We start from the raw sequence: 19,777 nt of genomic DNA, 5'->3' as shown, positions 1-19,777 counted from the left end.
TCCGCGAGGACTCACCCTGTGGATAACTTTGAGGGGTTTGACGAACGAACATGGGCCAGATGCTGGTAGGCGAAAAGGCGCGTTTGCGCGCCGCAAAGGAGGTCGTTCGGCCTGATCTGCCGTTGGGGCGGATCCTTGATGGTGATTGCATCGCAGCGATGCGGAGCCTGCCAAGTGCCTCGGTCGACATGGTTTTTGCCGATCCGCCCTACAACCTGCAGCTCGGCGGAGACCTCTCGCGCCCCGATGGCAGCCATGTCGATGCGGTGACCGATCACTGGGACCAGTTCGACAGTTTTGCCGCCTATGACAAATTCAGCCGCCTCTGGCTGACCGAGGCGCGCCGGGTTTTGAAGCCCAATGGCGCGCTCTGGGTGATCGGTTCCTATCATAACATCTTCCGCCTTGGCGCGATGATGCAGGACATGGGCTTCTGGATCCTCAACGACGTGGTCTGGCGCAAGGCCAACCCGATGCCCAATTTCAAGGGCACGCGGTTCACCAATGCGCACGAAACACTGATCTGGGCAAGCATGGGCGAGAAGGCCAGATACACCTTCAACTACCGCCTTATGAAGACCTTGAACGACGAACTTCAGATGCGCTCGGACTGGGTTCTGCCGATCTGTTCGGGCCAGGAACGGCTCAAGAAGGGCGGCACCAAGGTCCACCCGACGCAAAAGCCCGAGGCGCTGCTTTACCGGGTGATGCTGGCCACCACCAACAAGGGTGATGTGGTGCTCGATCCGTTTTTCGGCACCGGCACCACCGGCGCGGTGGCCAAGCGGCTGGGCCGCGAGTGGATCGGCTGCGAGCGTGAGAGCGTCTACCGCGAAGCCGCGCTGGAACGGATCGAACTGGCGCTGCCGCTTGATGAAAGCGCGCTGACCACCATGCAGAGCCACAAGGCCCCGCCCAAGGTGGCCTTTGGCACGCTGATCGAAACCGGCTGGATCGAGGCAGGGGCCATGCTGACCGACAAGAAGCGCAAGATGAAGGCGCTGGTCCGCGCCGATGGCTCGCTGATTTCGGGCAGTGAAACCGGTTCGATCCACAGCCTTGGCGCCAGGTTGCAAGCTGCGCCCAGCTGCAACGGCTGGACCTTCTGGCACATCGAGCACCAGGGCGAAGTGAAGCCAATCGATGCGATCCGGCAGCTGTATTTGCTGGCGACGGAAGATTGAACGGACAACAAAACCCGCACGTATCGTCACCCAGAACTCGTTTCAGGGTCCATTTCCCGGCACGACTCGAGCTCAAAAATGCGCAAGCTTGCTTCCCGGTTTACTGACAGAAGCTATGGGATGGGCATGGGGCACCATGGACCCTGAAACAAGTTCAGGGTGACGACTTTGGTTGGTAAGGTGCTTCGATGACAATGACCCACTACCTCCGCCCAATCGCCCTATGTGAATCGCCGCAAAGCGAGGAGGGCGCGGCGCTGCGGCTGGCTGGCGGGCTGGTCTATGCCAGCCGGTTCGCGTTGATCGAACGGCAGGGCGGCAAGGTTTCTGCCCGCACCCGCTATGCGCTTCCCGAACTGCGCGCAGCGCTTCCTGGGCTGCCGCCAGCGGTGCAGGCGCAGTTCGAAAATCTTCAGCGGGTGCATGCACCGTTGCAATGCGGCGCGCGCACGGTCCGGCTCGATCAACCGCAGGTCGTGGGGATCCTCAACCTGACCCCCGACAGCTTTTCCGACGGCGGACAGTTCATGGACGACCCCGAGGTAGCGAACGCCCACGCTTCCACCATGCTCGAGGCCGGAGCAGCGATGATCGACGTCGGCGGCGAAAGCACCCGGCCCGGCGCCGCAGCGGTGTGGGAAGGTGACGAGATCAAGCGCGTGGTCCCGGCGATCGAGCGGCTGGCGGCGGCCGGTGCAGCAATCAGCATCGACACCCGTCGCACCGCCGTAATGGAAGCAGCGCTCGGGGCTGGTGCGCATGTCATCAACGATGTCTCCGGCCTGCGCCACGATCCGCGCAGCCTCGAATTCGCCGCGCGATCGGGGGTGCCGGTGGTGCTGATGCATGCACCGGGCGAGGGCGAAGACCTGCACGCAGGCGCCAGCTATGGCGACGTCGTGCTCGACGTGTTCGACTGGCTGGCGGCGCGGTGCGACGCGGCGCTGGATGCTGGCATCGCGCAAGACCGGATCGTGCTTGATCCGGGCATTGGTTTCGGCAAGTCGGTCGCGGATAATCTGGCGCTGCTCAACGCGCTGCCGCTGTTCCACGCGCTGGGCCAGCCGTTGATGCTGGGGGCCAGCCGCAAGCGGATGATCGGCGCGCTATCGAACGAGGCAGCGGCGCACCAACGCCTTGGCGGCAGCGTGATGCTGGCGGTCAAGGGCATGGAAGCAGGCGTGCAGCTTTTGCGGGTCCACGATGTGGCGGAAACTGTTCAGGCGGTGCGCGTGTGGCGGGGCCTGAAGGATGCAGCGCTGACCGATTTCAGTCAGTTGGCTTAACGCGAGACTGCCGCAGCAGGCGCAGCGCGAGGAAAGCGAGCAGTGCGGTTGCCGCCAGCAGCGCCGCCCACAGCGCCAGCTTGCGCGGCGAGAACAGGCCAGCGCCGGCCGGTTCGATCTTGAGGATTTGCGCCGGACCCGCCGTCACTTGCGCTCCGGGCAGGGTCGCATCGCTGCGCGGGCGGCCAAGCAGCTCGGCGCGTTCGAAAAAGGCCGAAGGCGCTCCCGCGTTGCCCAGTGCCAGGGTATAGGGCGGCTTGGCGTTGAAGGCGGCCAGCAGAACGATCGGCGCGGTCAGCAATTCCACCCGCGGCATGGCGGCAAAGCCCGGACTGCGCGGATCGGCAATCACCCGGTATTCGGCAAGGTGGATGGTGGGAAAATCGAGCTGCGCACTGCTGCCGTTGCGCAGCGCGCCTTGTGCCAATTGCTGCCACGGCTCCTCGGCCGAATTGCGGCCTGCCAGCGTCAGCGGCACCACCCCTTCGCCGCTTTGTCCGGTGATGCGCACGCCGATCAGGGTAACCCCCAGCAGAACGTCGAACCGCAGCGTGTGATCATCGTCCAGGTTCGCGCCGCGCGTTGCGAACATCATCGGCCGAGGCGGGGGGATCCGCGCGGTGATAGCCTTGGCGCCGCTGATCTTGACGCCATTGGTCAATTGCCAGCTGAGCCGCACGTAACGATCGGTCAGCGGCAGGCCCGGCATCGCCAGCCGCAGATCGGGTGCGGTTCCCTCTTCAGTGCCCAGCAGAACCTTGCTGGCCAGCGGTTCCCACGATTTGAGATCGCCGCTGGCCGCCACCGAAACTTCGATCAGCATGCCTTTGGGCAGCTTGGCATCGAGTTCGAGCGCGAGCACCGGATCGTCGAGCTTGCGGGTGTCGAACAAGAGCGCTGCTTCGGGCGTGGTTTGCGCAGCGGCCTGCGGGTCCACCGCATCGACCGTGACCGATTGCTGATCCTGATCGACGCGCACCGAAACCGAGCCCTTGGCAGCGGGCCTGGGCATAGCGATCGGCACTGCTTTCAGTGCCACGGTGCGCTGGCCTTCGAGGCGGCTTGCGGTGTCGGCGAGAGCCAGCGAAAGCGGCCGGCCTTCGCCATCAAAAATGCGGACATCGCCGGCATCGTCGCGCTGCAGCGCGGCCACCGCGCGTGGCGGCAGATCGACCCGGTGGACCCCATTTTCGCCGCTTGGGGTAACGGGCAGGACCATCGCATAGCCTTCGGGCGTGGCGGGATCGAGGGCGGGCTTGGAACAGGCCGCCAATAGTGCGAACGCGGCAATTGCCAGCTTGCGCATCATGGCCGCGCGCCTTCGTGCAGCGCAGCGTCCTGCCCTTTGCGCGGGGGCAGGGGCACGAAATAGCCGATCAGCAACATCAACACGCCCACTCCGATAAAGGCCACGATCCGGCCGATCCCATCGGCCCGGTCCATATCGACGAACAGCAGCTTCGCGACCACCAGCGCCAGCAGACCCGCACCGGCCAGCCACGGCAGCCGATCGGCGCGGCGCTGGGCGAACAGCATCAGGCCCATGGCGAGCAATGTCCACAGGATCGAGAAGCCGGTGGTCACAATCTGGCTTTGCAGCAGGGTATCGGGATACCATTCCACGCCCAGATAATGGTGCGCGGTGCGGGTCCAGATCGTGTTGATCCACACGAACGCCAGCAGCGCCGCCGCAGCCTGCGCAATGCGTCCGGTGAACAGCGCAGCGCCGCGCGGCATGGGATCGGCCTGCTGCAGCATTTGCCGCCACAGGCCGAGCGCAACCAGCGCCAGCGCAATCGCCAGATCGACCGGGTTGAGCAGCGGAATGTAGGGCAGTGGAGCGGTGATCCCTTCGGCCAGCATCGTACCGAACAGTGCGCCCAGCCACAGCGTAATCGCCAGCGGCGCGGCCGCGCGCCACCAGTAGGCGCGGCTATGGACATTGTGCGGCCAGCCCATCGTCAAGGACCGCTCGGCCTTCACCGCAGGCCCAGCCCAGCGAACGATCCCCAGCAGCACTGCGGTGCCCGCGACCATAAAGACCACGCCCGCCCACGAACTGTCCCACAGGTCCGCCTGATCTATCAGGTAGAACAGCGCATCGGCCAGCATCGCGGTCAGCACCAGCACCGTGCAGGCATGGATAAACCCGTTCCAGCGCGGTGCGGCGGTATCGGGGGCGCGGTCGGCGCGCCAGAGCATCCAGTAGTGCAGGCCGAATGCTGCGATCCAGCAGGAAAAGTCTGGCATATTGAGCACGTAACGGCCCATGAACAGCGTTGCCAAAAAGGCCCATCCGATCAACAGCAGGCTGACCCTGCCGGGCCAGCTTGCCACCGCCCAATCGCGCTTGCGACCAAACCAGTCAGCCAATGCCATCAGGCCCAGAACACCGAGCTCGAAGCCGAATAGCTGGGTTCTGCTGGCATAGGCACCGGTGCCGTAGTCGAAGCCAAAGGCCGGAACATTTCGGCTCATCTCTTCCATTACCGCCACGCACGCCATCCCAAAGCCGGCCAAAAACCATGGTTTACCGAGGAACGCTTCAACGCGCTGCCAGCTACGCGCCGGTGCGGACCCGCTGTGCAGCAAAGGTTCGCGCAATATCCATGCTGAAAACACCAGCGCGGCGGCAATCAGCAGCGGTTCGAGGAAGCCGGGATTGGCGAACGGGATCGCCGCGATATTGAGTTCCGTCCCATTAAGCGCGATACCCGCACCGAACGCCTGCAAGCCAAGCCCGAATGTGCGCGGCATCCAGCGTTCCTGGCGTGCACCGACCCACAGCGCCGCTGCACCTTCAAGCGCCCAGGCGACGCTGACCCATTTGAGTTCCAGCGCCAGCGGGATCGCCATTGTGACAAAACCGACGCCGATCGCCAGCAGGCTTTCGCTGAGCAGCGCCATGCCCTGCTTGCGCCGCTGGAACGCCCAGCTGGCGACGCCAAGGTAGGCTGCGCCAAATACCAGCGCCGACCAGGCCGAGGCATAGGGCTTGTCATGCACCAGCCCGGCCTGCAATCCGAAGCCCGCGATGGCGGTGCCGAACAGCAGCGTTGAATCCGCGAAATTGCCCAGCTTGCCCGGGGTGTTGTGCGCATAGAGCAGCGCAGTGCCGAGGTAGATCCCGATGTTGAGCGCCAGGAAAACCTCGCAGATCCAGAAATGCCGGTCCTGATAGGCGTCAAAACCCCATAATCCGGCCAGCGCGAACGTGCCGAAGAAACCCAGCAGGTTGAGCGGCCGCCAGCTCTTCTTCCACGCGATCCCCATGATTGCTGCGCCCAGCACAGTAATATAGCCGAACAGGCCCAGCGGCGTTTCAGCGCTGCCGCCCAGCAGGACTGGCACGGCAAAGCCGCCCGCGAAACTCGCCAGCGCAAGCGTCTGCGAATTTTGCAGCACGGCCAGCGCCGCGCCAAATCCGGCGATGACGACCATGAACGCAAAGGCCAGCCCCGGCGGCATGACATCATAGATCCGCGCCGCCGCGAAGACGGTGAGATAGAGCACGGCAACGCCCGCGCCTTGCAGGTGCAGGCCGAATTCGGGCCGGGCGAGCCGTTTCCAGTAGCCCACCCCCAGCAGCGCAGCCCCGGCGGCGGCGACCGTTGCCAGCCGCAGCTCGATCGGAAACAGCCCGGCCTGCGCCACCAGCCGGGCGAGGAACACCAGCCCAAGGAACAGCACCACTAGCCCGACCCGCAGGATCGTGTTGCCGCCCAGCAGCCAGTCACGCGCGCGGCCGATCAGCATCGCCGCTGGGCCGTGCCAGTCAGGGCCGTCGGACTGTGCTTGCGGGATGGTGCTGGGTGCTTCGGCAATGGCATGGGGCGGCGGCGTATCGGCGCGCGGCAAGGGTATTGTGGTTGCGGCTGCCACGTCTGGAGCAGCTTCGGGCATCGCGCTGGCGGGGGCTTCGGGCAGCGGTGCGGAAAAATCGAACCGCGCCAGTTGGTCTGCGACCGCACGCTCGATCTCGAGGCGGTGCACCCGCAAGAACCACAGCCCCATCGGCACGCTGAAAATGACGCCGAGAACGAAGCCGTACATTTCAAATCCGGCGCTGGCCCAACCGATCAGGGCACCCGCCGTCAAAATCCACCAGAACATCACCCCTCCACCGCCAATGGCGCTGGTGCCAGCTTGGCAGATTGGACCGAAATGGAAAGGGGTAGAGGGACTTATCCCGGTTGGCGGCCGATCAGCAGGGTTAGCGCGCCTAGCCCGCTTCGCCGATTCCCAGTTCGGTGAGTTTGCGATAAAGCGTTGAGCGGCCGATGCCGAGCCGGCGCGCCACTTCGGTCATGCGCCCGCGGTAGTGGCCGATGGCAAGGCGGATCACGTCGGCCTCGATCTCTTCGAGCGGACGCAGGTTGCCGTCGGGCGAATAGAGCATCACGCCCACGCCTTCCTGGTGCGGGGTCTGGGTATGACCCGAACCGCCCAGCATATCGGACAGTTGCGGAAAATCCTCGGCGGTCAACGCGTCGCCATCGCAGAACACTGCGGCGCGGAACAGCACCGCCTGAAGCTGACGGACATTGCCGGGCCAGTTGTAAGCACCCAGCAACGCCAGCGCGCTGTCGGTAATGCCCAGCGGGCGCAGCCCCGGCTGATCGCCGATCCGGGCCAGAAAATGGCGCGCCAGTGCAGGGATATCGCCGCTGCGCTCACGCAAAGGCGGCAGGAAAACCGTCGCGCCAGCGAGCGTCTGATGCAAGTCTGCGGCAAAGTGCCCGCTTTCGGCCATTTCCTTCAACGGCAGATTGCTGGCCGCAATGATCCGCACATCGATCCGGAACGAATGGCGCGCACCGATCGGGCGGACATCGCCCTTGCGGATGCTTTCGAGCAGACGCTCCTGCACGGGCAGCGGCAGCCGATCGACCTCATCTAGCGCAAGGGTGCCGCCATCGGCATGCTGGAGCGCGCCGATATGGCGTTCAAAGGCGCCGGGGAAGGCACCTTTTTCATGCCCGAACAGTGCAGATTCAACCGAATTGGCGGGGATCGCGCCAATATTGAGCAGACGGAACGGGGCCTTGGCGCGCGGGCTGGCGGCCTGGATCGCGCGGACCAGCGTTTCCTTGCCGCTGCCGCTTTCACCCTCGATCAGCACCGGGCTGTGACCGCGCGCTGCCTTTGCGGCAACCGCCAGCGCGGAGCGAAAGGCCGGAGACGCGCCGATCATCGCTTCGAAATCGGTGGTGCCAGACATTTTTTCGGTCAGCGGCTGCAATTCGTCACGCGGCGCTTCGCGGGTGGTGGCCATCCGCAGCGCCTGCATCAGCCGGTCCGGCGCGACCGGCTTGACCAGATAGTCGGTTGCCCCGGCGCGCATTGCCTCAACCGCCAGCAACGGCGAGGCACTGGTGGTCAGCATCAGGATCGGCAGGGCGGGGCGGCGGCTGCGCAGTTCGGCAATCAACGTGCAGGCCTCGTCGCCCGGAACCCATTGATCGAGAATGATTGCGTTTAGCGCCATGCCCTGGCGGGTGCCGAGCGTGGCAATCGCGGTTTCCGAATCGCGCACCACCAGCGTGCGCCAGCCTTCGCGCGCAGCCAGCGCCGTGATTAGCCGGCTTTGGGCCGGCTCATCATCGATCAGCATTAGCAGTCGCGTTTCGATCTCGGCCATTGGCGCTTGTGGTTTCCCTGCAGAAGTGCGGACCTTCCCTTAAGCAGATTGGGTAAAGACCCGATTAAGGTTGGGGATTGAGGCTAAACCGGGCCAACCCCCTTGAGCCGCACGGCATGCGGCGATAGGACTGCGCGCGGACCAACCCAATTCAGTGATACAGGAAGATCAAATGGCCAGCGGCAACGACATGAAGACGCACGAAGGAACCTACACCGGCTTCATCGGACTGGTGAAGTGGGGGATCATCGTCACGGCGCTGATCGCTACTTTCACCGTCTACATGATCTCCAAGTAAGCACGGCCCCGCCGATGCGCATCGCGGTGATGAAAGAGACCGCACCCGGCGAAAACCGGGTCGCGGCCAGCCCGGAAACGGTGAAGAAATTCATCGCGCTAGGCGCGCAGGTGACGGTTCAGCCCGGAGCCGGCGATGCGGCCTCGATTGCCGATGCAGACTATGCCGCGGCGGGCGCCGAAGTGGCCAAGGATGCGCTGAAAGGCGCGGATATCGTGCTGGCCGTGCAGGGGCCTGAAGCTGCCGCGCTGAAGGCTGCCAATAAAGGCGCGTGGATCGTCGCCGGGCTCGATCCGTTCGGCCAGCGCGACAGGATTGCTGCCTATGCCAAGGCCGGCTTCGAAGCACTGGCGATGGAATTCATGCCGCGCATCACCCGCGCGCAAAGCATGGACATCCTCTCCAGCCAATCGAACCTCTCGGGCTACAAGGCGGTAATCGAAGCCGCCAATGCCTATGGCCGCGCCTTCCCGATGATGATGACCGCGGCGGGCACCGTCTCCGCCGCCAAGGCCTTCATCATGGGCGTCGGCGTCGCTGGCCTTCAAGCGATCGCCACCGCGCGGCGGCTGGGTGCCCAGGTTTCCGCAACCGACGTGCGCTCTGCGACCAAGGAACAGATCCTCAGCCTCGGTGCCAAGCCGATCTTCGTGGAAAGCGTGGCCGGAATCGAAGGCGAAGGCGCGGGCGGCTATGCCACCGAAATGAGTGCGGAATACCAGGCGGCGCAGGCTGAACTGGTGAGCGCCCACATCGCCAAGCAGGATATCGTCATCACCACCGCGCTGATCCCGGGCCGCGCCGCGCCGCGCCTTGTGACGGATGCGCAGATCGCGACGATGAAGCCCGGCAGTGTGGTGTTCGATCTCGCAGTGGCGCAGGGCGGTAATGTTGAGGGCAGCAAGCCTGATCAGACCGTGGTCAAACACGGGGTCAAGATCATCGGCTACTCGAACACCCCGGCGCATCTGGCCGCCGATGCCTCGGCGTTGTTTTCGCGCAATCTCTACAATTTCCTGAGCGCGTTCTGGGACAAGGACGCCGGCCGGCCCGTGCTCGATGAGGAAATCGGCAACGCGGTGCGGTTGACCCAGGGCGGGAAGGTTGTGAACGAGAGGCTGCTTGGGTGAGGGGTGTCGGCACTCCTGTTCCTCCCCGAAACGGGGAGGGGGACCGCGCGAAGCGTGGTGGAGGGGACTCGCGATTTGTCGCAAGACCAGCGGTCAAGCGCGCGCGCCAACTGCGCAGGTCCATGACCTATCCGGAAATTCTGTTGTGGCAGCGGTTCAGGCAGCGCCCGCTTGGTTTGAAGTTCCGCCGCCAGCATGCGATCGGGGACTACATCGTCGATTTTTACTGTGCAGAGAAACGCTACATCGTTGAAGTCGATGGGATAGTTCACGATATCGGCGACCAGCCGCAACGCGATGAATTTCGGACAATATTTTTGAAAGACAACGGGTACAGGGTTCTAAGGGTAGCGGCACAGCGCGTGCTAGCCGATGCGGATGGGACCGCTGAAGCAATCGCCGCGCGGGTGGCGAGTCCCCTCCACCGTCCTGCGGACGGTCCCCCTCCCCGTACCGGGGAGGAACACAACTAAAATGGACTTCATCTCAATCCTCTCGATCTTCGTGATGGCCTGCTTCGTGGGCTATTACGTGGTCTGGTCGGTCACTCCGGCGCTGCATACGCCGTTGATGGCGGTGACCAATGCGATCTCATCGGTGATCATCGTCGGCGCGCTGATAGCCAGCGCGGCGGCGGGTAGTGCGAGCTCGAAGTGGTTGGGGCTGCTGGCGGTGGTGCTGGCCAGCGTCAACATCTTCGGCGGGTTTGCCGTCACCGCACGGATGCTGGCGATGTACAAAAAGAAGGATCGCCCGGCTTCCAAGGGCGAGGGGCAGGCCTGATGGAACACGTCGCTCCTCCCGCCTGGGTCATGCTCGCCTACCTGATCGCAGGGGTGTGCTTCATTTTCGCGCTGCGCGGTCTGTCCTCGCCCGCCACCTCGCAGCGCGGCAACCGGTTCGGCATGTTCGGCATGGCGCTGGCGGTGGGGACAACCCTGCTGCTGCGCGCACCGGTACCCGCTGGCAGCTTCCTGCCGCAACCGACCCCGGAAGACGTGGTGATCCTGCTCCAGATCCTCGCCGCGATCGGGATTGGCGGCGCGATCGGGATCGTCACTGCGCGCCGGATCGCGATGACCGATATGCCGCAACTGGTTGCAGCGTTCCACAGCCTCGTCGGCCTTGCCGCGGTGCTGGTCGGCTGGGCGGCTTACCTTAATCCGGAGGCGTTCGGCATTCTGGACGCCGACGGCCTGATCAATCCGGTCAGCCGCGTTGAGGCGGGCCTAGGCATCGCCATCGGTGCGATCACGTTCAGCGGCTCGGTGATCGCGTTCCTCAAGCTGGCCGGCAAGATGAGCGGCGCGCCGATTATGCTGCCGGGGCGGCACGTGATCAACCTCGGCTCGCTCGCCGCGATCATTGGTCTGACCGCTTACTTCACTATTGATCAGAGCCTGTGGGTGGTCGCCGCGATCACTGCGCTGGCTTTCCTGATCGGCTTCCTGCTGATCATCCCGATCGGCGGGGCGGATATGCCGGTGGTGGTCTCGATGCTCAATTCGTATTCGGGCTGGGCGGCGGCGGCGATGGGATTTACGCTGCACAACACTGCGATGATCATCACCGGGGCGTTGGTTGGCTCGTCGGGCGCGATCCTGTCCTACATCATGTGCAAGGCGATGAACCGCAGCTTCATTTCGGTGATCGCGGGCGGATTTGGCGCGGTGGCATCAAGCGGCGATGGTGCCAAGACCGATCGTCCATGGAAGCGCGGCAGCGCCGAGGATGCCGCGTTCCTGCTGGGTGAGGCCGAGCAGGTGATCATCATCCCCGGCTACGGCATGGCGGTGGCGCAGGCCCAGCACGTGTTGCGCGAAATGGGCGATCAGTTGAAAGCCAGGGGCGTGCGGGTCAAATACGCGATCCACCCGGTTGCGGGCCGCATGCCGGGCCACATGAACGTGCTGCTGGCCGAAGCCAACGTGCCCTATGACGAAGTGTTCGAGCTGGAAGACATCAACGGCGAATTCGCGCAGACCGACGTGGCCTTCATCATTGGCGCCAACGATGTGGTCAACCCGGCCGCCAAGACCGACAAGTCATCGCCGATCTATGGCATGCCGGTGTTCGATGTCGAAAAGGCCAAGACCATCATGTTCATCAAGCGCAGCATGGGCGGGGTGGGCTATGCCGGGGTCGATAACGATGTGTTCTATATGGACCAAACCATGATGCTGCTGGCCGATGCCAAGAAGATGGTCGAGGATATCATCAAGGCGCTGGCGCACTAGGATCTTGCGGCACGTATTGCTGGTGCTGGATCGCGTCGTATTCGCTTTTGAAATAGCCGCTGAGCGTTGCCACCGCGATGAACAGGACCACGACCAGCCAGAAAATGCCGAAGATGCCCAGCAAGAGCAGTGCGGCCACCCCGATAGCGATGGTCGCGCCGGTGTCGTCTTTCACACCAAGAACGCCGATCATCGCCTGCTGCCGCGGGGTCAGGTAATGCAGGTCATCGCCCCGCGCGGTTAGCTTGACCGTGCTGGCCAACTGGCCGGCAGTCAGCAGCGCGCGTCCGTCTTCGGTGGTTTCGAAAGTGTGGCGGCGGCCCAGCAGCTTTTGCCCAAGCGCGATCCAGTCAAGCCGCAGCGACGGCTGCTTTGGCAAGCTCCAGCCGCGCAACGCGGGCTTGTGCGGCGCTTCGCCCGTCTTTTCGACCACCAGCCGGCCTTCGCGCTCAACGATGTTGTATTCCGGCTTGGGTGGCTCGATCATGGCGCAAAGGTATGCCCCAAAAGCGCCGATTGACAAGCATCAGTTCAGCCCTGTGTAAGCGCGTGATCGCTATCGTCTGCGCACATGACGCTGGGCGTGAAGAGGGGCAACAATGACGTACCGCGCACGAGTGCATACCGCCGCCGGCTTGGCCATCGTTCTGGCCGCCTGCGCACCGAGCAAGCTGGCCTTCGGACAAGTCAAAAGCGCGCTGACGGAAGCCGGCCTTTCGGACAGCACGGCCAATTGCATGGCCGGGCGGATGACCGACAAGCTCTCGCTGCGCCAACTGGTCAAGCTCAAGCAGCTCAAGGGCGCGAACCGTTCGCTGGGCGAATTTGTCGATGCGGTGCGCAAGATTGGCGATGCCGAAGCGCTGCAGGTGACGATGAGTTCGGCCGCGCTGTGTGCCACCGGGCTGGCCGGGTGAATTAGCAAGAAGGGGTTCACGCAGAGGCCGCAGAGTAGACAATGAGGCGCAGAGATAAATCGCTTTCGGCGAAGCCGCGCTCAGTCTGCGTCGGTTCCGTTTTGAAGGAAGTTCCAATGTTGAAGCGGCTTCGCCGCGAATGCTCCGTCTCTGCGTCTCCGTCGCTTCTCTGCGACCTCTGCGTGAACCCATTTAACTTCTCGCTCCCGGTTGACTTGATCCGATCTCCGTCCATCATCGCACGCATGAAGATGCCCATAACCATCATCGCTGCGGCCTCGGCGCTTGCCCTGGCTGCTCCGCTTCACGCCAAGACCATTGCAGTGGGCGCAGGGGAGGGCGCGCAAACCCGCTTGCAGGAGGCGCTGATCCTGGCTGAGCCGGGTGATGTGGTCGAATTGGGCGCTGGCCGTTTCGTGTTGACTGACGGGCTGTCGCTTGACGTCAAGGGCGTCACCGTGCGCGGGCAGGGGATGGACGCCACCGTGCTCGATTTCAGCGGGCAGAAGGGCGCGGGCGAGGGGCTGCTGGTCACCTCGGACGAAGTCACCATGCGCGATTTCGCGGTGGAAAACACGCACGGCGATGGAATCAAGAGCAAGGGCGCCGACAACGTGGTCTACTACCGCGTCCGCGTCACCTGGACCGGCGGGCCGAAGGAGAGCAATGGCGCTTACGGGATCTATCCGGTGTCCTCCACCGGGGTGCTGATCGATGGCTGCAAGGTTTCGGGCGCGAGCGACGCCGGGATCTATGTCGGCCAGTCCAAGGCGATCACGGTTCGGTACAACTTCGTCGAAAACAACGTCGCCGGGATTGAGATCGAGAACAGCCGCGATGCCTTGGTGACGGGCAATTTCGTGACGCGCAACACCGGGGGAATTCTGGTGTTCGATCTGCCGGGGCTGCCGGTGATGGGCGGCGGGAATACGGTAATTGATGGCAATATAGTGGTTGGTAACGATACGCCGAATTTTGCCCCCAAGGGCAATATCGTCGCCGGCGTCCCGCGCGGAACCGGGATCATGGTGATGGCCAATGAGATGATCGACGTGACCAACAACACGCTGGTGAACAATTCCACCGCGCAGATTCTGGTGGTCGCCTATCCCAATGCTTTCACAGACAAGACCTACAATCCGCTACCACGTGAAATCCGAATTGGCTGGAACACGGTTGTCGGCGGCGGTGACGACCCGCAATTGCCCGGCGGCGACCAGCTCGCCAAGGCATTCGGCGGGTCGCTGCCCCCGGTCCTTTGGGACGGGCTCGGCGATGCACCCACCGCGATGTCCGATGACAATACGAAAGCGTTGACCCTCGGGCTGCCAAGCCAGGGCGCGGGGCTCGGGGCTGCCAAGCCCGCGCCGCTGACGCTTGTCCGCTTCAGGCCAAAGATTATGCCGATGGCGCCGGGCATGACGATGAACCATCCTCCCAAGCCCGGTGCCCCCGCCGCGCTGGACGCCCGCGCCCGGCCATGAGGCTGCTCGCCGCCGCGGTGGTGTTGATGGGCGCGGCGGTGGCGGCGAAGCCTGCGCCAATCCTGCCAGTCAACGACGCGACGTTATCCGGCACCGCCTTTCCGCAGAGCCTGGCCGAGTTTGGCTTCTTTGCCGACGCCGCAGGCACCAAGCCTGTCCCCGGCGTCACCCCCTACCGGCTCAATACGCCGCTGTGGTCGGATGGTGCTGAGAAGAGCCGGTTCCTCTACCTGCCGCCCGGGACCAAGGCCAAAGCGCAAGGCGATGGCCTGCTTGACCTCCCGGTTGGCGCGGCGCTGATCAAGAGCTTTGCCTTCGGTGGAAAGCTGGTTGAAACTAGGGTGCTGCTCCACCGCGCCGATGGCTGGGTGGCGCTGCCCTATGTCTGGAATGCCGAGCAGACCGAGGCGAAGTTGGCGCTGGCTGGCAAGCGGATCGATCTGACCACTCCGGCGGGTCAGGCGATTTCCTATGCGGTGCCCAACAAGAACCAGTGCAAGGAATGCCACGGGCGGGCGGGTCAGGTCACCCCGATCGGGCCCAAGGCTTACAACTTATCGCCGGAGTGGCTGGCTGGCATGGCCAGGGCGGGCAAGCTTGACCGGGTACCGCAAGTGGCGCGGCGCATCCCGCTGTGGGAGGATCGCGCCAGGGTTCCCGTGGCCGCTGCCGCACGCGGCTATCTCGATGCCAACTGCGCGCATTGCCATAATCCCGATGGCGCGGCCTCCAATTCGGGGCTCTACCTTGGCTGGCTGGAAAGCGATCCCTACCGCCTTGGCGTGATGAAGCGTCCGGTGGCGGCGGGGCGCGGGGCGGGGGTGTTCGAATTCGCCGTGGTGCCCGGTGATCCCGCCCACTCGATCCTGATGTTCCGCATGGCCAGCCTCGAAGGCGGAGTAGCCATGCCTGAACTGGGCCGCGAGACCCGCGACCCGGCGGGCGAGGCTGTGGTCCGGGGCTGGATTAGGGGGATGCGTTAAGGCTTGGTCTAGACCTTGCTGTCATGCTCCCGTAAGTGGCGGGCAAACGGGGGTTTGATCCCAGGGAGTTTAGACTTTGCGCAAAATCGGCCTGATCGGCGGCATGAGCTGGCTGTCGACCCGTACTTACTACGAACACGTCAACCGGCTGGTCCAGGCGCGCGCCGGGATGGATCACAGCGCGCCGTTGCTGATCGAAAGCCTCGACTATGCAAACCTGTCGCGGCTTTCGAGCGCGGAGGAATGGAAGCGCGCCGCGAGCGTGCTGTCGGCCAGCGCCAAACGGCTTGAAAAGGCCGGTGCCACGGCAATCCTGATCGGCGCCAATGCAATGCACAAGGTTTATGATCCGGTCGCCGCTGCGGTCAAAGTGCCGGTGATCCACATCGCCGATTGCGTCGCCCAGCGGATGGAGCGCGACGGCGTCAAGAAAGCGGCGCTGATCGGTACTCGCAACGTGATGCTGGAAAGCTTCTATCGCCAGAAGCTGATCGCGCGCGATATCGAACTGCTGCCGCCCGAAATGCAATTCGTCGAGGCGCTTGACCGGATCATTTATGACGAACTGCTGCTGGGCAAGGCCAGCCGCCAGGCCGAACGCGAATTGAAGACGATCATCACCAATCTGGAGCAGGACGGTGCCGAAGCGGTGGTGCTGGGTTGCACCGAGCTGGAAATGGTGGTCGATGTCGATGCCAACGTGCTGCCGATCTACGATTGCACCCGGATCCATGCCGAGGCCGCGGTCGACTGGATTTTGGACGAAGGGTGAGGAGCCACCTCGCCTCGGATCCCGCCGCCAGCCGGGGCCGGGAATTCGCGATCGAGCAGTCGCTGGCGCGGGGGCCGCGCAGCGCCTTCCAGCGCGACCGTGACCGGATCGTCCATTCGATCGCGTTCCGGCGGCTGCGCCACAAGACCCAGGTGTTCATCGCGCCCGATGGCGATCATTACCGCGTGCGCCTTACCCACAGCCTTGAAGTGGCGCAGGTCGGGCGGGTGGTGGCGCGCGCGTTGGGGCTTGATGAGGATCTGACCGAGGCGCTGTGCCTGGCCCACGATATCGGCCATCCGCCGTTCGGCCACGCGGGCGAGGATGCGCTGGATGCGGCGCTCGAAAAGTGGGGCGGGTTCGATCACAACGCCCAGTGCCTGCGGGTGCTGATGCGGCTGGAGAGCCCCTACCCCGAACACGACGGGCTCAACCTCTCATGGGAAGTGCTTGAAGGACTGGCCAAGCACAACGGCCCGCCAGGAGAGATCAACTGGGCGCTGGCGCAGCTCGATGCGGCCTATGCGCTCGATCTGGCGCGGTGGCCGAGCCTTGAGGCACAGGTCGCGGCGCTGGCCGATGACATCGCCTATGACAATCACGATATCGATGATGGCCTGCGCGCCGGGTTCCTGACCCTCGATGAAATGCTCACGCTCGATTTCGTGGCGGATCAGTGGCGCGCGATCGAAGCCAGGTTCCCCAATGCGCCGCAGGACCGGCGCTTACGCGAACTGGTGCGCAACCAGATCGGCCTGATGGTCAACGATCTGATCGATGAAACCGCGCGGCGCAGCGAAGGCCTTGGTTCGGTGGCTGATGTGCGCGCCGCAGGAAGCCCGCTGGCGGCGTTTTCCGCAGAAATGGCCGAACACGAACGGAGCCTCAAACGCTTCATGTATGCGCGACTTTACCACCATCCCCAGCAGATCGAGACCGCCGAACGCGCCCGCGCGGTTACAGCCGAACTCTATGCCGCCTATGCGCAGGATCCCACGCTGATCGGCGCGGAATGGTTGGCGACGCTGCCCGCTGAAGAGCCCGCACGCAGCCGTCATCTGGCCGATTATATCGCTGGCATGACGGACCGGTTCGCGATTGCGGCGCATGCGGCGATCTATGGCCGTACGCCCGAGGGGCTGCGCAATGTCTGACCCGACCCGCATTGCCCTCGTCGGCGCAACCGGGCTGGTGGGCATGAGCCTGATCCGGCTGGCGGTGGGCCGCAGCGACATCCGGATCATCGGCATCGCCCGGCGCGAGGCCCCCCTGCCGCCGGGTGCGCGAATGGAAATGCTGATCGCGCCACCCGAAGGCTGGAGCGACGCGATTGCTGCGGCGCGCGCCGATGTGCTGGTCTCGGCGCTGGGCACCACGTGGAAAAAGGTCGGCCAGGACGAAGCCGCGTTTCGCGCGGTCGACCAGGATCTGGTGCTGGACTGCGCCAAGGCGGCCAAGGAATGCGGGATCCGCCAGATGATCGCGGTCTCCTCGGTCGGCGCGGACCCTTATGCGAAGAATTTCTACCTCCGCGTCAAAGGCGAAACCGAGCAGCAACTGGGCAAGGTGGGCGTGTCGCGGCTTGATATTCTGCGCCCCGGACTGCTGCGCGGTCCGCGCGATGAAATGCGCCCGGCCGAACGCGCCGGGATGATCGCCAGTCCGCTGATCGATCTGGTCCTCCACGGAAAGTATGCGAAATACCGCTCAATCCGCAGCGACGTGGTGGCCAGGGCGATTGTCGGGCTGACCCGCGAGAAGATGGCCGGGCGCTTCGTGTTCGAACACGATGCAATAATGCGGGCGGCCAGCCGGGCGTAGTTTCAGTCTCTGCATTTGAGGATAGAACGAGGTCCTCTCCATTTTTGGCGAATGCCACAAATGGGGAGGTGGCAGCGGCGCCAGCCGCTGACGGAGGGGTAATGGCGCGAGGGTCGATACCCCTCCGTCATTTGCTGCGCAAATGCCACCTCCCCATTTGCACTTCGTGAAAATGGAGAGGATCGTTCTGATTCGAACCCTCCCGCCATTGACACCATAAGTCCGCCCGGTCATGACCATAAGCGTCGCTGATCGCGCGGGAGAGCTCTGGTGATTCTTCACCGGGCGCCGAAGGAGCAACCGCCCCGGAATCTCTCAGGCAAAAGGACCGCGTGGGTCGATAGCGATACTCTGGAAAGAGGTGCGGCCTGGACCGCACCCGCCGAAGGGGTAACCCTGCATCTCGCAGGGGAAAGCTCTCAGGCTTCCGTGACAGAGGGGGCACAGAATGCGCGTTTGAAGCGGAGCTGTGCCTGTGACTGATCACGATGATGCCGAATATGAAGTTCCGCTCGAAGTTCTGACCCTGCCGCTCGATGGCTGGCACCGCGCGCGCGGCGGGCGGATGGTCGAATTTGCGGGCTACTGGATGCCGGTTCAGTTTGAAGGAATTCTGGCCGAACACGAATGGACCCGCACCAGTGCCGGGCTGTTCGATGTGTCGCACATGGGGCAGCTGTTTGTTTCGGGCGAGGGCGTCGAAGCCGCGCTTGAGGCTGTGTTGCCGATCGACCTTTCGACACTGAAGCCGTTTGCCCCGCGCTATTCGATGCTGCTCGATGAGCAGGGCGGAGTGCTTGACGATCTGATGGTCACGCGCTGGACCTCCGGATTTTACCTGGTGGTCAATGGCGCGACCAAGTGGGACGATATGGCGCATTTGCGCGAAAATCTGCCCGATGAGGTCAATCTGACACACCTGGAAGATAGCGCTCTGCTGGCACTGCAGGGCCCCAAGGCCGCTGCTGCGCTGGAACGGATCGCCACGGGTGAGACGCCGATTTCCGAACTTACCTTCATGAAGGGCGGCGAATTCAAGATCGCCGGGATCGACGCCTGGATCAGCCGCTCTGGCTATACCGGCGAGGACGGGTTTGAGCTGGCCATTCCGGGCGAAGATGCCGCCGAGATAGCCGACCTGATCTGTGCCCAACCTGAGGTGAAGCCGATCGGCCTTGGTGCGCGCGACAGCTTGCGGCTTGAAGCCGGGCTGCCGCTTTACGGTCATGATCTTTCGCCCGATCACTCGCCGATTGATGGCCAGCTTTTGTTCGCGGTCAACAAACGCCGCCGGACAGAGGGCGGGTTCCTTGGCGCTAAGCGCGTGCTGCGCGAGCTGGCCGAAGGAACGCCGCAAAAGCTGGTCGGCTTGTCGCTCGAAGGCCGTCAGGCTGCGCGCGAAGGAGCCGAGGTTTATCAGGGAAACCAGAAGGTTGGCGTGCTGACTTCGGGTGGTTTCTCACCCACGCTCGGCCATCCGATCGCGATGGCCTATGTGGCAAGCGCGCTGGCCGCAGCGGGCACCGCGCTGGAAATCGACGTGCGCGGCAAACGCCTTGCCGCCGTGGTCACTGCAATGCCTTTCGTTCCCCATCGCTATCACCGTTAAGGAGCCTCTCGATGCCCCGTTATTATTCCCAGGACCACGAATGGATCGACGTTGACGGTGACACCGGGACCGTCGGCATCACCGATTACGCGCAAGGCCAGCTTGGCGACATCACCTTCGTCGAACTGCCCGCAGCCGGATCGAACCAGGGCAAGGGCGATGCCGCCTGCGTGGTCGACAGCGTCAAGGCCGCGAGCGACGTTTACGCGCCGGTCGGCGGCGAGGTCACCGAAGCCAATGCCGCGCTGGAAGGCGAGCCCGAGTTGGTCAACACCGATCCCGAAGGTGCGGGCTGGCTGTTCAAGTTGACCTTGGCTGATGCGGGCGAGCTGGACGAGCTGATGGACAAGGCCGCCTACGACGCATTCGTGGCGGGGCTGTAAGCCAAAGATCCTCCCCCTGTGGGGGAGGTGGC

Annotated in this window: 19 protein-coding genes and 2 riboswitches; of the genes, 15 read left to right on the top strand and 4 right to left on the bottom strand. The window is 64.0% G+C overall.

Annotated features, from left to right (window positions below; genetic code table 11):
* Window positions 1-50 precede the first annotated feature (50 nt).
* Window positions 51-1,184, top strand: coding sequence for a site-specific DNA-methyltransferase (locus tag RMN99_RS09070; RefSeq protein WP_309622990.1), 1,134 nt, complete (start codon window positions 51-53; stop codon window positions 1,182-1,184).
* Between the two features lie 188 nt (window positions 1,185-1,372).
* Window positions 1,373-2,470: a dihydropteroate synthase gene (folP, locus tag RMN99_RS09065; RefSeq protein ID WP_309622989.1), complete on the top strand. Its 1,098-nt coding sequence runs from the start codon at window positions 1,373-1,375 to the stop codon at window positions 2,468-2,470.
* On the opposite strand, the gene RMN99_RS09060 is transcribed toward folP, so the two are convergent.
* The 3 genes from RMN99_RS09060 to RMN99_RS09050 all read right to left on the bottom strand — a co-directional run bounded on the left by RMN99_RS09060 (window position 2,454) and on the right by RMN99_RS09050 (window position 8,111).
* Window positions 2,454-3,779 (bottom strand): DUF3999 family protein, encoded by a 1,326-nt coding sequence (locus RMN99_RS09060; RefSeq protein ID WP_309622988.1) that lies wholly within the window; start codon window positions 3,777-3,779, stop codon window positions 2,454-2,456. The genes folP and RMN99_RS09060 overlap by 17 nt on opposite strands.
* Window positions 3,776-6,583 (bottom strand): DUF2339 domain-containing protein, encoded by a 2,808-nt coding sequence (locus RMN99_RS09055; protein ID WP_309622987.1) that lies wholly within the window; start codon window positions 6,581-6,583, stop codon window positions 3,776-3,778. Before RMN99_RS09055 ends, RMN99_RS09060 begins: the two co-directional genes overlap by 4 nt.
* Window positions 6,584-6,692: 109 nt before the next feature.
* Window positions 6,693-8,111, bottom strand: a complete 1,419-nt coding sequence (locus tag RMN99_RS09050) for a sigma-54 dependent transcriptional regulator (RefSeq protein WP_309622986.1) — start codon at window positions 8,109-8,111, stop codon at window positions 6,693-6,695.
* A gap of 172 nt (window positions 8,112-8,283) precedes the next feature.
* On the opposite strand from RMN99_RS09050, the gene RMN99_RS09045 reads away from it, so the two are divergent.
* Genes RMN99_RS09045 through RMN99_RS09025 form a run of 5 tightly spaced genes read left to right on the top strand, consistent with a single transcriptional unit; the run spans window position 8,284 to window position 11,776 of the window.
* Window positions 8,284-8,409 (top strand): aa3-type cytochrome c oxidase subunit IV, encoded by a 126-nt coding sequence (locus RMN99_RS09045; RefSeq protein ID WP_309622985.1) that lies wholly within the window; start codon window positions 8,284-8,286, stop codon window positions 8,407-8,409.
* Window positions 8,410-8,423: 14 nt separating this feature from the next.
* Complete coding sequence (locus tag RMN99_RS09040; protein WP_309622984.1) at window positions 8,424-9,539, top strand: NAD(P) transhydrogenase subunit alpha; 1,116 nt, start codon at window positions 8,424-8,426, stop codon at window positions 9,537-9,539.
* On the top strand, window positions 9,536-10,012 hold the full coding sequence (locus RMN99_RS09035; protein ID WP_309622983.1) for an endonuclease domain-containing protein: 477 nt from the start codon (window positions 9,536-9,538) through the stop codon (window positions 10,010-10,012). Before RMN99_RS09040 ends, RMN99_RS09035 begins: the two co-directional genes overlap by 4 nt.
* A 1-nt stretch (window position 10,013) precedes the next feature.
* The gene (locus RMN99_RS09030; protein WP_309622982.1) at window positions 10,014-10,322 is read left to right on the top strand and encodes an NAD(P) transhydrogenase subunit alpha; all 309 of its coding nucleotides are present in this window, start codon (window positions 10,014-10,016) and stop codon (window positions 10,320-10,322) included.
* Window positions 10,322-11,776, top strand: coding sequence for an NAD(P)(+) transhydrogenase (Re/Si-specific) subunit beta (locus RMN99_RS09025; protein WP_309622981.1), 1,455 nt, complete (start codon window positions 10,322-10,324; stop codon window positions 11,774-11,776). Before RMN99_RS09030 ends, RMN99_RS09025 begins: the two co-directional genes overlap by 1 nt.
* On the opposite strand, the gene RMN99_RS09020 is transcribed toward RMN99_RS09025, so the two are convergent.
* A complete protein-coding gene (locus RMN99_RS09020) occupies window positions 11,757-12,263 on the bottom strand; it encodes a hypothetical protein (RefSeq protein ID WP_309622980.1) in 507 nt (168 codons plus the stop codon). The two genes, RMN99_RS09025 and RMN99_RS09020, sit on opposite strands and share 20 nt — an antisense overlap.
* Window positions 12,264-12,411: 148 nt before the next feature.
* On the opposite strand from RMN99_RS09020, the gene RMN99_RS09015 reads away from it, so the two are divergent.
* From RMN99_RS09015 to gcvH, 8 genes are all read left to right on the top strand, one after another.
* Window positions 12,412-12,693 (top strand): hypothetical protein, encoded by a 282-nt coding sequence (locus tag RMN99_RS09015; protein WP_309622979.1) that lies wholly within the window; start codon window positions 12,412-12,414, stop codon window positions 12,691-12,693.
* A gap of 245 nt (window positions 12,694-12,938) precedes the next feature.
* The gene (locus RMN99_RS09010; protein WP_309622978.1) at window positions 12,939-14,177 is read left to right on the top strand and encodes a parallel beta-helix domain-containing protein; all 1,239 of its coding nucleotides are present in this window, start codon (window positions 12,939-12,941) and stop codon (window positions 14,175-14,177) included.
* On the top strand, window positions 14,174-15,160 hold the full coding sequence (locus RMN99_RS09005) for an SO2930 family diheme c-type cytochrome (RefSeq protein ID WP_309622977.1): 987 nt from the start codon (window positions 14,174-14,176) through the stop codon (window positions 15,158-15,160). Before RMN99_RS09010 ends, RMN99_RS09005 begins: the two co-directional genes overlap by 4 nt.
* A 76-nt stretch (window positions 15,161-15,236) precedes the next feature.
* Window positions 15,237-15,932, top strand: a complete 696-nt coding sequence (locus tag RMN99_RS09000) for an amino acid racemase (protein WP_309622976.1) — start codon at window positions 15,237-15,239, stop codon at window positions 15,930-15,932.
* Window positions 15,929-17,086: a deoxyguanosinetriphosphate triphosphohydrolase gene (locus RMN99_RS08995; RefSeq protein WP_309622975.1), complete on the top strand. Its 1,158-nt coding sequence runs from the start codon at window positions 15,929-15,931 to the stop codon at window positions 17,084-17,086. Before RMN99_RS09000 ends, RMN99_RS08995 begins: the two co-directional genes overlap by 4 nt.
* Window positions 17,079-17,753: an NAD(P)H-binding protein gene (locus RMN99_RS08990; RefSeq protein WP_309622974.1), complete on the top strand. Its 675-nt coding sequence runs from the start codon at window positions 17,079-17,081 to the stop codon at window positions 17,751-17,753. Before RMN99_RS08995 ends, RMN99_RS08990 begins: the two co-directional genes overlap by 8 nt.
* Window positions 17,754-18,000: 247 nt before the next feature.
* Window positions 18,001-18,094, top strand: a riboswitch (glycine riboswitch).
* A riboswitch (glycine riboswitch) is annotated at window positions 18,095-18,199 on the top strand. It abuts the riboswitch before it with no gap.
* Window positions 18,200-18,228: 29 nt separating this feature from the next.
* The gene (gene gcvT, locus RMN99_RS08985; RefSeq protein ID WP_309622973.1) at window positions 18,229-19,362 is read left to right on the top strand and encodes a glycine cleavage system aminomethyltransferase GcvT; all 1,134 of its coding nucleotides are present in this window, start codon (window positions 18,229-18,231) and stop codon (window positions 19,360-19,362) included.
* Between the two features lie 11 nt (window positions 19,363-19,373).
* Complete coding sequence (gene gcvH / locus RMN99_RS08980) at window positions 19,374-19,745, top strand: glycine cleavage system protein GcvH (RefSeq protein WP_309622972.1); 372 nt, start codon at window positions 19,374-19,376, stop codon at window positions 19,743-19,745.
* The last annotated feature ends 32 nt before the right edge of the window (window positions 19,746-19,777 follow it).

It is taken from the genome of Novosphingobium sp. (assembly GCF_031417815.1).
Lineage (GTDB): Bacteria > Pseudomonadota > Alphaproteobacteria > Sphingomonadales > Sphingomonadaceae > Novosphingobium.
This window is presented reverse-complemented; position numbering and strand designations above follow the sequence as displayed.